Genomic DNA, 13,224 nt, shown 5'->3' on the forward strand with positions numbered 1-13,224 from the left:
TCCGTGTTCATGATGTGACACCAATGAATGTGCCAGTGAGTGGTGGCTGCGTCAACGGGCGCGTTCGGGCTGTGGACAACCGGCGGGCGAAGAAGGCGGCGAATACGGGGGCACGAAACCGCGACCCCGTTCGTTCCCTCCCATGACGGCGGCCCGCGCACGGCTCGGCTCCGTCCGGGTGTTCGACCTCAGGGTGACCCCTAGGGGGACCGGCGGTGGACGCCCCCTAGGAGCCCGTACGACTCGAGGGTGAGACCGAGACAGCTCTGCGGGGTGACGACCGCGGCGGCCCGCGCCCCTAATGTCTAAATCGTGACTGTGATCGCGACCGAAAGCCTGAGCAAGCGGTTCCCGAGGGTGACCGCTCTTGACCGGCTCTCCGTGGACATCGGACCCGGTGTGACCGGACTCGTCGGTGCCAATGGCGCCGGCAAGTCCACACTGATCAAAATCCTGCTGGGTCTGTCCCCCGCGTCGGAGGGCCGTGCCGAGGTGCTCGGCCTCGACGTCGCCACCAAGGGCGGCGCCATCCGCGAGCGCGTGGGGTACATGCCGGAGCACGACTGCCTGCCGCCCGACGTCTCGGCCACCGAGTTCGTCGTGCACATGGCCCGCATGTCCGGACTCCCGCCGACCGCCGCGCGAGAGCGCACCGCGGACACCCTGCGCCATGTCGGTCTGTACGAGGAGCGGTACCGCCCCATAGGCGGCTACTCCACCGGCATGAAACAGCGGGTGAAACTCGCCCAGGCCCTGGTGCACGATCCGCAACTGGTCTTCCTGGACGAGCCGACCAACGGCCTGGACCCGGTCGGCCGGGACGAGATGCTCGGCCTCATCCGCCGCATCCACACCGACTTCGGCATCTCCGTCCTCGTCACCTCGCACCTGCTCGGCGAGCTGGAGCGCACCTGCGACCACGTGGTCGTGGTCGACGGCGGCAAGCTCCTGCGGTCCAGCTCCACCAGGGACTTCACCCAGAGCACGGCGACCCTCGCGATCGAGGTCACCGACAGCGACGAGCACCCGGACGGCACCGGCGCGCTGCGTCAGGCTCTCCACGCGCGCGGAGTCACCGTCTCCGACGGCAGCGGCCTCCCGGGTGCCGGGCACATCCTGCTGCTCACAGCCGAGGGCGAGGAGACCTACGACCTGATCCGCGACGTCGTCGCCGACCTGGGCCTCGGCCTGGTCCGTATGGAGCAGCGCAGGCACCAGATCGCCGAGGTCTTCCAGGACAACGACGAGCAGAGCGGCACCCGGAGCGCCCAGGACGCAGGAAAGGAGGCGGTCGGCCATGGCGGTTGAGCAGCACGGTGCACAGGCACCGTCCCTCGGTGGCGGACAGCCCGCCCGCACGGGCGAGCAGAGCCGTATCCACAACATCGGATACCGCTCCTACGACGGCCCCCGCCTCGGCCGCGCCTACGCCCGGCGCTCGCTGTACTCGCAGTCGCTGCGCGGCGCGTACGGACTGGGCCGCTCGGCCAAGTCCAAGGTGCTGCCCATGCTCCTCTTCGCGGTGATGTGCGTGCCGGCGGCCATCATGGTGGCGGTCGCGGTCGCCACCCAGGCCAACGACCTGCCCGTCAAGTACACCGACTACGCGGTCATCATGCAGGCCGTCATCGGCCTGTACGTCGCCTCCCAGGCGCCTCAGTCCGTCTCGCGCGACCTGCGCTTCAAGACCGTACCGCTGTACTTCTCGCGCCCGATCGAGACCGCCGACTACGTCCGCGCGAAGTTCGCGGCGCTGACCTCGGCGCTGTTCATCCTCACGGCGGTCCCCCTGCTCGTGCTCTACGTCGGCGCGCTGCTGGCCAAGCTCGACTTCACCGACCAGACCAAGGGATTGGCACAGGGACTGGTGTCCGTGGCGTTGCTGTCGCTCCTCTTCGCCGGTATCGGCCTGGTGATCTCGGCGGTCACCCCGCGTCGGGGCTTCGGCATCGCGGCCGTCATCGCCGTCCTGACCATCTCCTACGGCGCTGTGTCCGTCGTCCAGGCCATCGCCACCGAGCAGAACAGCTCGGACGCGGTGCCCTGGCTCGGGTTCTTCTCGCCCATCACGCTGATCGACGGTGTGCAGACCGCCTTCCTGGGCGCCACCTCGGCCTTCCCCGGCGGGCACGGGCCCTCCGGCGGGCAGGGCGCCCTCTACGTCCTCGTCGTCCTGGGTCTCATCGCAGGCTCCTACGGCCTGCTGATGCGCCGCTACCGAAAGGTCGGGCTGTGACCACGCTCAACATCGACCACGTCTCACGCTGGTTCGGCAACGTGGTGGCGGTCAACGACGTCACGATGACGATCGGCCCCGGTGTCACCGGCCTCCTCGGCCCGAACGGCGCCGGCAAGTCCACCCTCATCAACATGATGGGCGGCTTCCTCGCCCCCTCCACGGGCTCCGTCACCCTCGACGGCACGCCGGTGTGGCGCAACGAGCAGATCTACAAGCACATCGGCATCGTCCCCGAACGCGAGGCGATGTACGACTTCCTCACGGGCCGCGAATTCGTCGTCGCCAACGCCGAGTTGCACGGCCTCGGGGCGACGGCGGCCCAGCGGGCGCTGGCCACGGTGGAGATGGAGTACGCGCAGGACCGCAAGATCTCGACGTACTCCAAGGGCATGCGCCAGCGCGTGAAGATGGCGTCGGCGCTGGTCCACGAACCGTCACTGCTGCTGCTGGACGAGCCGTTCAACGGCATGGATCCGCGCCAGCGCATGCAGCTCATGGACCTGCTGCGGCGGATGGGCGACGAGGGGCGCACGGTGCTCTTCTCGTCCCACATCCTCGAAGAGGTCGAGCAGTTGGCGGCACACATCGAGGTGATCGTCGCCGGACGGCACGCGGCGAGCGGCGACTTCCGGCGCATCCGCCGACTGATGACGGATCGCCCGCACCGCTATCTGGTGCGCTCCAGCGACGACCGGGCCCTGGCCGCCGCGCTGATCGCCGATCCGTCGACCGCCGGGATCGAAGTGGATCCGACCGAGGGCGCGTTGCGTATCCAGGCCGTCGACTTCGGCCGGTTCACGACACTGCTGCCGAGGGTGGCCCGGGACCACGGCATCCGTCTGCTCACGGTCTCACCGTCGGACGAGTCCCTCGAGTCCGTCTTCTCGTATCTCGTCGCGGCGTAGGAGGCCGAACATGTACGACCCCACAGTCGCCCGGCTCACCTACCGGGCCCTGCTCGGCCGCCGCCGGGCCCTCATCCTCAGCGCGCTGCCCGCCCTGTTGATCGTGCTCTCCGTGGCCGTGCGCGCCCTGAGCGGTGCCGACGACCAGGTGGCCGCGGATCTCCTGGGCGGATTCGCGCTCGCCACGATGGTGCCGATCATCGGCGTCATCGCGGGAACAGGCGCGATCGGACCGGAGATCGACGACGGTTCCGTGGTGTATCTGCTGGCCAAGCCTGTGAAGCGGCCGACGATCATCGTCACCAAGCTGATCGTGGCGATCGCGGTGACCATGGCCTTCTCGGCCGTGCCGACGCTGATCGCGGGTCTGATCCTGAACGGCAACGGGCAGCAGATCGCGGTCGCGTACACGGTGGCGGCGCTGGTCGCCTCGATCGCGTACGCCGCGATGTTCCTGCTCCTCGGGACGGTCACCCGGCACGCGGTCGTCTTCGGGCTCGTGTACGCACTCGTCTGGGAGACCCTCTTCGGGTCCCTGGTGGACGGAGCGCGCACCCTCAGCGTCCAGCAGTGGGCCCTCGCCGTCGCCCAGAAGGTCACCGACGGCGGTCTGGTGACCTCCGACGTCGGACTGCCGACCGCGGTGGTCCTGTTGACGGTCGTCACCGCGGGCGCGACCTGGTACGCGGGGCAGAAACTGCGGACGCTGAAGCTCGCCGGCGAGGAGTGACGGAATCCTCCGGGGCGATCCGCCCCGGAGGCCCCTCCTTTGCTCTTGACGGAGGCTTCACGCACGTCCAGGCAGACTGGCAGGACGGAAACACGGGGCAATACGCGGCCAGGAAGGGCGGCCGGAGGGCGGGAGGGCACGGGGATGACAGCGGAGTCGGAGGGCTCGTCGGACGGCGGCGAGACGCGGGACGCGGGTGAGGACGTCTGGGACGACCTCGTGCTGGACGAGGACTTCATACGGTCCGCCGATACGGCCGAACCGTCGGCGCGGGCCAGGATGTTGGCGGCGCGGTGGCGGCGACAGGCCCCGGATCCCCAGCCCTGGCGCTCGGACGAACCGCCCGCCGGGTGGTTCTTCAGCAAGGCGCGACGCCGCAAGTGGCGCCGCGGTTGACCGTTCGGCGTGGCCGAGGGCCGGGCGACCGATATTCGGTGGCGGACAACCCGGCTGCCGGGCACAGTGGTTGATGTCCAGTCGCCGGATCGAGTCGGCGCCACGTTCTGGGAGAGGAGCCCGGCGATGCTGTCCTTCAGGCGCAGTACGCCGAGTTCCCTGTAGGGCAGCCCACGGCGGGCTCCGGAGTAGTTACCCCTCCGTCGAGTCCGCCCCCCCCAGTGGGGAGTTGCCCGGGGCGGCCGCTTCGAGCGCGCGAATCGCTTCGCGTGGGCCGCCCACCCGGAGGATTGGCCGAGTGGTAAGGCACCGGCTTGCTAAGCCGTGGTCGGGTTCTGCCCGCGCACGTTCGATCCGTGCATCCTCCGCCGTTCGCAGTCGCAGTCGCAGTCGCAGTCGCAGTCGCAGTCGCAGTCGCAGTCGCAGTCGCAGTCGCAGTGGCTCGGCCGGGTCGTCTGGCCGGGCGTACGTGCCGAGAGGCTCGCGAGGCAGTGGCGACGGGATGCCCGGAATCCGTGGCCCTCGTTCTCAGGGCAGCAGGCGTTCCAGTACCTCGGCGATGCCGTCGTCCTCGTTGGAAGACGTCACCTCGTCGGCGATGGCCTTGAGGTCGGGATGGGCGTTGGCCATGGCTACGCCGTGGGTGGCCCAGGTGAACATGGGGATGTCGTTGGGCATGTCGCCGAAGGCGATGGTGTCCGTGCGCTTCACGCCGAGGCGGCGGGCGGCGAGAGAGAGACCCGTGGCCTTGGTGAGGCCGAGGGGGAGGAGCTCGACGATGCCCTCACCGGCCATGGCGACCGTGACGAAGCCGCCGGCGGCCTGGCGGGAGGCCTCGGTGAGTTCGTCGGACGTCAGGGTGGGGTGCTGTATGTAGATCTTGTTCAGTGGGGCCGCCCAGAGGTCGGACACGTCCGTGAGCGGAGTGGTGGGGAGCGAGCCGTGCAGGGCGTACCCGGTACCGACCAGGATCTCGCCGTCCAGGCCCGCGCGGCTGGCGGCCAGGTGCAGGGGGCCGACCTCCGCCTCGATCTTGGCGAGGGCGACCGCGGCGAGTTGCCGGTCGAGGGTGACGGCCGTGAGCAGCCGGTGCTCTCCGGCGTCGTAGACCTGTGCGCCCTGGCCGCAGACGGCCAGTCCCCGGTAGCCGAGGTCGTCGAGGATGTGGCGGGTCCAGGGGACGGCCCGGCCGGTGACGACGATGTGGGCGGCGCCCGCCGCGGTGGCCGCGGCGAGCGCTTCACGGGTGCGCGGGGAGACCGAGTCGTCGGAACCGAGGAGCGTTCCGTCGAGGTCGGTCGCGATCAGCTTGTAGGGGAAGCCCGGGGGCCGCACGGACGGTTCGGAGACCCCGGACGCGCCGGGCGCCTCGGACATCGTGGTCTTGCCGGAGTCCGTGGAGCCCCCGGTGGCTGCCGCTTCGCTCACTTGGCTACCGGCTCCAGCACCTCGCGGCCGCCCAGGTACGGGCGGAGGACCTCGGGGACGCGGACCGAGCCGTCGGCCTGCTGGTGGTTCTCCAGGATCGCCACGATGGTGCGCGGGACGGCGCAGAGCGTGCCGTTGAGCGTGGCCAGCGGCTTGACCTGCTTGCCGTCACGGACGCGGATCTGCAGGCGGCGCGACTGGAACTCCGTGCAGTCGGACGTCGAGGTCAGCTCGCGGTACTTGCCCTGGGTCGGGATCCACGCCTCGCAGTCGAACTTGCGCGAGGCCGAGGAGCCGAGGTCGGCGGAGGCGACGTCGATGACGCGGAAGGGCAGTTCGAGCGACGTCAGCCACTGCTTCTCCCAGTCCAGCAGGCGCTGGTGCTCGGCCTGCGAGTCCTCCGGCGCGACGTACGAGAACATCTCGACCTTGTCGAACTGGTGGACGCGGAAGATGCCCCGGGTGTCCTTGCCGTGCGAACCGGCCTCGCGGCGGAAGCAGGGGGAGAAGCCCGCGTAACGCAGGGGGAGGCGGTCGGCGTCGATGATCTCGTCCATGTGGTACGCCGCCAGCGCGACCTCGGAGGTACCGACCAGATACAGGTCGTCCTTGTCGAGGTGGTAGACGTCCTGGGCGGCCTGGCCGAGGAAGCCGGTGCCGGCCATCGACTGCGGGCGGACCAGCGCCGGGGTGAGCATCGGGGTGAAGCCGGCCGCGGTGGCCTGGGCGATCGCCGCGTTGACCAGGGCCAGTTCGAGGAGGGCGCCGACGCCCGTCAGGAAGTAGAAGCGCGAGCCGGAGACCTTGGCGCCGCGCTCGGTGTCGATGGCGCCGAGGATCGTGCCGAGTTCCAGGTGGTCCTTCGGCTCGAAGCCCTCGGCCGTGAAGTCACGGATGTCGCCGTGCGTCTCCAGCGTGACGAAGTCCTCCTCGCCGCCGACGGGGACGTCGGGGTGGACGAGGTTGCCGAGCTGGAGGAGAAGCTCCTGGGTCTCGGTGTTGGCCGCGTCGCGCTCGGCGTCGGCGGCCTTGACGTCGGCCTTGAGCTGTTCCGCGCGCTTGAGCAGCTCGGCCTTCTCGTCGGCGGAGGCCTTGGGAATCAGCTTGCCGAGCGACCTCTGCTCGGCGCGGAGCTCGTCGAAGCGGACGCCGGACGACCTGCGCCGCTCGTCGGCGGACAGGAGGGAGTCGACGAGCGCGACGTCCTCTCCACGGGCGCGCTGGGACGCGCGCACACGGTCGGGGTCCTCACGGAGCAGGCGAAGGTCAATCACCCCACAAGGCTACCGGTGCGTGGTTCCGGCCCACGACTTGAATTCGCTGTACGCCCTTTATCTGGATCTTTGGCTGGAATGTCGATCACGTGGGCAGGGCCTGGCCGGTGCCGGTGAAAGTCAATGAACCGGGGCGCGACCCCCTGAAGGGGGCAGAGGTTCGGCGCCTGATTGACTCGACTTCCTTGTGCCGCAAGGGACTTGGGGATCGGTCGTCCACAGGAATCCACGGTGCCGCAGAGTTATCCACAGGCTGTGCGAAAGATCTGTGGACGCCGGGAAAGATCACTGGGGAAATCGGGCTCCGCCTTGAGGATTCCCGACCCAAACCACCTTCACGCCCACTTTCGAGTGGATTCGCGGGGGAATGGGTCGCTCTAAAGGATTGACGTGAGGAGACACATGGACGAAGGGTGACCCACGGGGTTGTGGACACAGAGGGCCCATGAAGGCGATTTGTCGACTGAGTGGGGCTGTGTTGTCGACTTGTCCCCAGGTCGAGAAGGCGCCCTGTGGATAACTTCTGTGGACAAATAAAATAGACAGGTAGCACCGGCGGTGGGCCGGATCAGAACCGGCCGTCCTGGCAGCGCGCCACCCAGTCCGCCGCGGCCACGAACTCGGCATCGGACGTGCCCGGCAGTGTGGGCCGTACCTTCGCGGTGGCGGCATCCGCACGCGGGTACGAACCGAGGAAGCGGACCTGGAGGCAGATCCGCTTGAGGCCCATCAGCGCCTCCGCCACCCGCCGGTCGGAGATGTGGCCCTCCGCATCGATGGCGAAGCAGTAGTTGCCGATGCCCTCGCCGGTCGGGCGGGACTGCAGGAGCATCAGGTTGACGCCACGGACGGCGAACTCGCCGAGCAGGTCGCGCAGCCCGCCGGGGTGGTCGTCGCGCTGCCAGATGACGACGGACGTCTTGTCGGAGCCGGTCGGGGCGGCGGGCCGCGCGGGGCGGCCGACCAGGACGAACCGGGTCTGGGCGTTCTCCGCGTCGTGGATCTCGGTCTCCAGGGCCTCCAGGCCGTAGCGGGAGGCCGCGAACTCGCCGGCGAAGGCGGCGTCGTAACGGCCCTCCTGGACGAGACGGGCGCCGTCGGCGTTCGAGGCGGCGGACTCCCAGACGACGTCGGGCGGGAGGTTGGCCTTCATCCAGTTGCGGACCTGCGGCTGGGCGGCCGGGTGGGCGGTGACCGTCTTGATGTCCGAGAGCTGGGTGCCCGGCCGGACCAGCAGCGCGAAGGTGATCGAGAGAAGGACCTCGCGGTAGATCATCAGCGGGGCTCCGGCGACCAGCTCGTCGAGCGTGGTCGTGATGCCGCCCTCCACGGAGTTCTCGATCGGGACGAACGCGGCCTCGGCCTCGCCGTTGCGGACGGCGTCGAGTGCGGCGGGCACGGAGACCATCGGGACGAGCTCGCGGGTCGCGGACTCCGGCAGCGTGCGCAGGGCGACCTCGGTGAAGGTGCCCTCGGGGCCGAGGTACACGTAGCTGGCTGGCATGGACTCACCCTAATGGGCCTCGGTCCAGCAGTACGACCCTCGGCCCGGCAGCGGGGTCGTCAGCCCTCCAGCAAGCCCTGCCCCACGTACTCCCCCTCCGCCGCGCCTCCCGGCACCGCGAAGAGGCCGCTCGACTCGTGGCGGATGAACTTCGACAGCGCGTCGCCGCGGTCGAGTTTGCGTTGGACGGTGACAAAGCCCCGCAGGGGGTCGGCCTGCCAGCAGACGAAGAGGAGACCGGCGTCGGGGACGCCCTTCGCGTCGATGCCGTCGTGGAAGGAGAACGGGCGGCGCAGCATGGCCGCACCACCGTTCTGGTCGGGGCGGGTGATGCGGGCGTGCGCGTTGATCGGGACGAGGAGATTGCCCTGGGCGTCCGTCTTCTCCAGATCCATCGCGGTTGTCTCCGTCGCCTTCGTGCCCCCGCTCAGCGGCGCCCCGTCCGACTTCCGGCGCCCGATGACGCCCTCCTGCTCCTTGACCGAGAGCTGTTCCCAGTCGTCGAGGAGCATGCGGATGCGGCGTACGACCGCGTAGGAGCCGTTCGCCATCCACGCGGGGTCGCCGGAGGTGCTCGGTGATGCGGACTCGGGCACGAAGATCCGCTCGTCGAAGTCGGACTCGGTCGGCTTCGGGTTGCGGGTGCCGTCGACCTGCCCCATCAGATTGCGGGCGGTCATGGGGTGGGCCGTGGCACCCGGCGAGCGGTTGAAGCCGTTCATCTGCCACCGCACCCGTGCCGCGCCGCCCGCGTCCTTCTGGATCGCGCGCAGGGCGTGGAAGGCGACGAGCGCGTCGTCCGCCCCGATCTGCACCCACAGATCACCGTTGCTGCGCGTCCTGTCGAGCTGGTCCGAGGAGAAGTCCGGCAGCGGGTCCAGGGATTCCGGGCGCTGCTTCTCCAGACCGGTACGGGCGAAGAAGCTGTGGCCGAAACCGAAGGTGACCGTCAACGACGAGGGTCCCGCATCGAGTGCGATATCCGTGTCGTCCTGAGCCGCGGGCTCGCCCGCCATCAGCCGCCGGGCCGTGTCCGACCAGCGACGCAGCAGAGCCGCCGCCTCCTTGCGTCCCGCCCCGGCGGCCAGGTCGAAGGCCACGAGATGGCCACGGGCCTGGAGCGGGGTCGTGATCCCCGGCTGATGTTTCACGTGAAACCTCACCTCCCCCGCGCCGAGGGAGGACAGCGGGGTGACCTTCTCGGAGGAAGACGAGGAGGACGAGGAAGCCGAGCCGGCCGCATAGCCTGCGGCGCCGCCCGCCACACCGAGCGCGAGGCCGGTCGCGCCGGCCGTGCCGAGCACCCGACGCCGGGAGAGGGGCCCGTTCGCGAGGCCGGGCGACGGTTCCGCCCCTCGCGTCGGCTCCGCACCCGCGGACGGCGACGGTGAGTCGTGCGTGGTCGCTCGCGTCGGCGCGGCGGAAGCCGCATGGTCGGCACCGCCCCGCGCCCCTCTCGGGGCCACGGAGCCGTCTTCGACGAGGTCCTGGTCAGCCATGATGTGTTTCAGCCGATCTTCGCGTTCTTGCTGACGGTCACCTGGTCGATGTCAGATGTCCGTACGGTGATCTCGATCTTCCAGTCGCCCGCCATGGGGACCTGTACGCCACTCGCCGTCCAGTGGCCTGTGGTGACGCGGTCGGGAACCACGGGCAGCGGGCCGATCTTCTTGGCCTCCAGGGTGAAGGCGACCTTCACCTCGGGGACGTCGAAGGGCTTGCCGTCGGGTCCCTGGACGTAGACGTGCATCTCGTTGGCGCCCACCCGCGCGGGGTCGATCTGCAGCCGGGCCACGCCCTGGCCGTTCTTGCCCCCGGTGTCGAACGAGATGTCCAGCGCCAGCGCCCCCGACGTCTTGTCCTGCTGTGCCACGGCCGCCTTGGCCGCCTCGGCCTCCTCCACGGTGCGCCCCGGTTCGGTGGCCGTCAGCACCGTCGTGACGGCGAGCAGTACGACGGCGACGCCCGCCTCCGCCAGCGCGGACCGACGCAGACCCGAACGGCCCGGATCCGCGTTCCGTATCCGCTTCTCGCGGGCGCTCGCCATCGCCGCCCGCTGCCGGGCGAGCTGTGCGGCCCGCTCGGAACCCTCGCCGGTCGCCTTCGTGGAGCCGCTCGTGGCGTGCGCGGGCGCCAGCTCCTTCGCCTCGGAGACCTCCTCGGAGACCTCCTTCCCCTCGGCGACTTCCGTTTCCACCGCTGCCGGCGCCTCCGCCAGCTGCGAGGTCCACCGGCGCGAGATCCACGCGATCCCGACCAGCACGGCGACCAGCCCGATCTTCACGAGGAGAAGCTGTCCGTACGACGTGCCGGTCAGCGCGGACCAGCTGCCCACCTGCCGCCAGGACTGGTAGATCCCGGTCGCGGTCAGCACGAGCACGCTGCCGAACGCGAGCCGCGAGAACCGTCGTACGGCGCCCCTCTCGATCTGCGCGTCGACAGGTGCCCGGAAGAGGGCCACGAGCAGCGTCGCCAGGCCGCCCAGCCAGGCGGCGACCGCCAGGAGGTGCAGGACGTCCAGGGGCATCGAGATGCCGGTCTGGATACCGGTCGAGGCGTGCTCGGCCATCGCCCAGCTCGCGGCGAGCCCCGCGGCGACCACGCCGCCGCCGATGGCCAGCCCGAAGGTGAGGTCCCGCTGGAGGGACTCGTCGTCGCTCTCGGACTCTGCGTCGTTCTCGGAGTCCGCGTCGTCGGCAGAGCCCTCAGAGCCCTCAGAGCCCTCGGTGCCGGTGGTCTCGGTGCCGATGGTCTCCTCGATCTCCTCGTACCGCCGCGCGTACGCGCCGAACAGCACCGCGATGAACAGTGCCGCCGCGGCGAGGAGCAGCAGACGGGAGACGAGGGCGGCGCCCGTCTTCGTCTGGAGGACCTGGCCGAGGAGGTCGAGGTCGAAAACGTCGCCGAGCTTGCCGGAGCCGGTGTACGAGCCGCGCAGCAGCAGCATCGCGAGGGTGGCGGTGGTCAGCGCGAGCCAGCCGGAGACCACGAGCCGCTGCACGGGCCGGATCCCCGCTCCGCGCTGCCAGCAGGCCAGCACGAAGGCCGCGCCGCCGACCAGCAGGATGAAACCGGCGTACGACAGATAGCGTGCGAAGCCGTAGAGGCCGCCGACGAGCCCGCCTCCGGCCCCCTGCTCGGGCACCGCGACCGTCGTCTTGGAAGGCGCCCCGACCGAGAAGGTGAAGGCGCCGGCGACGGGGTGGCTGTCCGCCGAGACGACCTGGTAGGTGACGGTGAACGTGCCGTCGGGCAGGCCGGAGTGCAGCCCGACGGCGTAGCTGTTGCCGCCCAGGTCGGTGACCTCACCGGTGTCGGCCTCCTTGCCCTTGGGGTCGTACACGCGCACCGAGCCGTCGGACATCGCGACCTTCTCGGAGAAGGTGAGCGACACCCGGTCCGGTGCCTCCTGGACCACCGACCCCTGTTGCGGGTCGCTGCCGGTCAGCGCGGCGTGCGCGGAGACGGGCACGGCACCGGCGAGCAGCGCTGCGACGGTGGCGAACAACAGCAACAGCAACGGCCTCAACCGGCTCACCGGTGCTACCTCCCTCAGTGACCGCTGGTCGGCTGGTACGTCGCCGACTTCACGGGCATCTCGACCGTGATGGCCTCGGACTTGGTGAAGTTCAACCGCAGGGACACCGTCTCGCCTTCCTTCGGCTTGCGCTTCAGGTTCTCGAACATCAGGTGGTTTCCCCCGCTCTCCAGGACGAGTTCGCCGTCGGCGGGGACCTTCAGGCCCGCGACCTCCTGCATGGACTGCCCGGTCGTCTCGTGGACGGTGACGTCCTGGGCGAGGTCGCTGGTGACGGAGGTCAGCTCGTCCGCCGTACCGCCGTCGTTCTCGATGACGAGGAAACCGGCGGCCATGGAGTCCGTGACGGGCTGCGGCATGTAGGCCGCCTTCACGGACAGCTTGGCGGAGGAGTCGGCGGAGTCGGAGGAAGAGGAGTCGCCGGCACCGCAACCGGTCAGGGCGACGAGCGCGGCGGCGGTGATCAGGACGGGGCCGGCCAGTGGTTTCACGGCTTCTCGCCCTTGAGCAGCTTCGGCAGGTCCTTCTCGTAGTCCTGCACGGTGGCGTCCTCGCCGTACAGCACGTAGCCGCCGTCGGTCTTCGGCGAGAACGCGATGACCTGGGTGCCGTGCTCGGAGACGGGCTTGCCGTTCTTGTCCTTGGTCGGCGCGGCGATGGAGATGCCGAGGGTGCGAGCGCCGGCCTGGATGTCGTCGAAGTCGCCGGTCAGGCCGACGATCTCGGAGTCGATGCCCTTGAGCCACTTCCCCAGTTCCGCCGAGGTGTCGCGCTCCGGGTCGGTGGTGACGAAGACGAGCCGCAGGTTCGCCAGCTCCGCCTTCGACACCTTCTTCGCGACCTCCTTCTTGGCGACCGCGAGGTTGTTCATGGTGAGCGGGCAGACGTCGGGGCAGTTGGTGTAGCCGAAGTAGATCAGCGTCGGCTTGCCCTCGGTCTCCTTGCGGAGGTCGTACGACTTGCCGTTCGTGTCGGTGAGGACCAGGTCCGGCTTGGTGAACGGCTGGTCCAGGACCGTGGCGGCCCGCTCCGGGCCGGTGTCGGAGACCTCGGCGACCGACGTGGTGGAGTCGTCACCCGTGCCGCAGGCCGAGAGACCGAGGACGGCCGCGGCCAGCAGGGCACCGGCCGCGAGCGTCTTCTTCTTCGTGTTCGTGCGCATGAGAAATGTCCAGTCGATTCGAGCCCCGGCGCGCACGAGGCGTCCACG

12 protein-coding genes and 1 tRNA gene are annotated in these 13,224 nt (G+C 69.8%); 6 read left to right on the forward strand and 7 right to left on the reverse strand.

Annotation, left to right across the window (positions count from 1 at the left end; all coding sequences use genetic code 11):
• Positions 1–318 precede the first annotated feature (318 nt).
• The 6 genes from K1J60_RS22225 to K1J60_RS22250 all read left to right on the forward strand — a co-directional run bounded on the left by K1J60_RS22225 (position 319) and on the right by K1J60_RS22250 (position 4,638).
• Positions 319–1,308, forward strand: coding sequence for an ABC transporter ATP-binding protein (locus tag K1J60_RS22225; RefSeq protein WP_220651623.1), 990 nt, complete (start codon positions 319–321; stop codon positions 1,306–1,308).
• Complete coding sequence (locus tag K1J60_RS22230; protein WP_220647727.1) at positions 1,298–2,236, forward strand: ABC transporter permease subunit; 939 nt, start codon at positions 1,298–1,300, stop codon at positions 2,234–2,236. Before K1J60_RS22225 ends, K1J60_RS22230 begins: the two co-directional genes overlap by 11 nt.
• Positions 2,233–3,144: an ABC transporter ATP-binding protein gene (locus tag K1J60_RS22235; protein WP_220647728.1), complete on the forward strand. Its 912-nt coding sequence runs from the start codon at positions 2,233–2,235 to the stop codon at positions 3,142–3,144. Before K1J60_RS22230 ends, K1J60_RS22235 begins: the two co-directional genes overlap by 4 nt.
• Positions 3,145–3,154: 10 nt before the next feature.
• A complete protein-coding gene (locus tag K1J60_RS22240; RefSeq protein WP_220647729.1) occupies positions 3,155–3,874 on the forward strand; it encodes an ABC transporter permease in 720 nt (239 codons plus the stop codon).
• A gap of 144 nt (positions 3,875–4,018) precedes the next feature.
• Entirely contained in the window at positions 4,019–4,270 is a 252-nt protein-coding gene (locus K1J60_RS22245) for an SGM_3592 family protein (RefSeq protein WP_220647730.1), read from the forward strand.
• Positions 4,271–4,554: 284 nt separating this feature from the next.
• Positions 4,555–4,638, forward strand: a tRNA-Ser gene (locus K1J60_RS22250).
• 160 nt (positions 4,639–4,798) lie between these two features.
• Here K1J60_RS22250 and K1J60_RS22255 read toward each other — a convergent pair.
• From K1J60_RS22255 to K1J60_RS22285, 7 genes are all read right to left on the reverse strand, one after another.
• Positions 4,799–5,647 carry an HAD family hydrolase gene (locus K1J60_RS22255; RefSeq protein ID WP_220651624.1) on the reverse strand — a complete coding sequence of 283 codons (849 nt, stop codon included), beginning with the start codon at positions 5,645–5,647 and terminating at the stop codon, positions 4,799–4,801.
• A 47-nt stretch (positions 5,648–5,694) separates the two neighbouring features.
• The gene (serS, locus tag K1J60_RS22260; protein WP_220647731.1) at positions 5,695–6,972 is read right to left on the reverse strand and encodes a serine--tRNA ligase; all 1,278 of its coding nucleotides are present in this window, start codon (positions 6,970–6,972) and stop codon (positions 5,695–5,697) included.
• 568 nt (positions 6,973–7,540) lie between these two features.
• Positions 7,541–8,476, reverse strand: a complete 936-nt coding sequence (gene pheA / locus K1J60_RS22265; RefSeq protein ID WP_220647732.1) for a prephenate dehydratase — start codon at positions 8,474–8,476, stop codon at positions 7,541–7,543.
• Between the two features lie 59 nt (positions 8,477–8,535).
• Positions 8,536–9,975 (reverse strand): iron uptake transporter deferrochelatase/peroxidase subunit, encoded by a 1,440-nt coding sequence (efeB, locus tag K1J60_RS22270; RefSeq protein WP_220647733.1) that lies wholly within the window; start codon positions 9,973–9,975, stop codon positions 8,536–8,538.
• 8 nt (positions 9,976–9,983) lie between these two features.
• A complete protein-coding gene (locus K1J60_RS22275) occupies positions 9,984–12,014 on the reverse strand; it encodes a copper resistance CopC/CopD family protein (protein ID WP_220647734.1) in 2,031 nt (676 codons plus the stop codon).
• Between the two features lie 14 nt (positions 12,015–12,028).
• Positions 12,029–12,505: a copper chaperone PCu(A)C gene (locus K1J60_RS22280; protein ID WP_220647735.1), complete on the reverse strand. Its 477-nt coding sequence runs from the start codon at positions 12,503–12,505 to the stop codon at positions 12,029–12,031.
• Positions 12,502–13,176 carry an SCO family protein gene (locus K1J60_RS22285; RefSeq protein ID WP_220647736.1) on the reverse strand — a complete coding sequence of 225 codons (675 nt, stop codon included), beginning with the start codon at positions 13,174–13,176 and terminating at the stop codon, positions 12,502–12,504. Before K1J60_RS22285 ends, K1J60_RS22280 begins: the two co-directional genes overlap by 4 nt.
• Positions 13,177–13,224: the final 48 nt, after the last annotated feature.

Origin of the sequence: Streptomyces akebiae, assembly GCF_019599145.1 — a bacterium.
GTDB lineage: Bacteria > Actinomycetota > Actinomycetes > Streptomycetales > Streptomycetaceae > Streptomyces > Streptomyces akebiae.

Bases quoted from the DNA above. Each gene is read 5' to 3' on its own strand.
- K1J60_RS22230 (WP_220647727.1), top strand. From the start codon at position 1,298: ATGGCGGTTGAGCAGCACGGTGCACAGGCACCGTCCCTCGGTGGCGGA.
- K1J60_RS22240 (WP_220647729.1), top strand. From the start codon at position 3,155: ATGTACGACCCCACAGTCGCCCGGCTCACCTACCGGGCCCTGCTCGGC.
- K1J60_RS22245 (WP_220647730.1), top strand. From the start codon at position 4,019: ATGACAGCGGAGTCGGAGGGCTCGTCGGACGGCGGCGAGACGCGGGAC.
- K1J60_RS22255 (WP_220651624.1), bottom strand. From the start codon at position 5,647: ATGTCCGAGGCGCCCGGCGCGTCCGGGGTCTCCGAACCGTCCGTGCGG.
- pheA (WP_220647732.1), bottom strand. From the start codon at position 8,476: ATGCCAGCCAGCTACGTGTACCTCGGCCCCGAGGGCACCTTCACCGAG.
- efeB (WP_220647733.1), bottom strand. From the start codon at position 9,975: ATGGCTGACCAGGACCTCGTCGAAGACGGCTCCGTGGCCCCGAGAGGG.
- K1J60_RS22285 (WP_220647736.1), bottom strand. From the start codon at position 13,176: ATGCGCACGAACACGAAGAAGAAGACGCTCGCGGCCGGTGCCCTGCTG.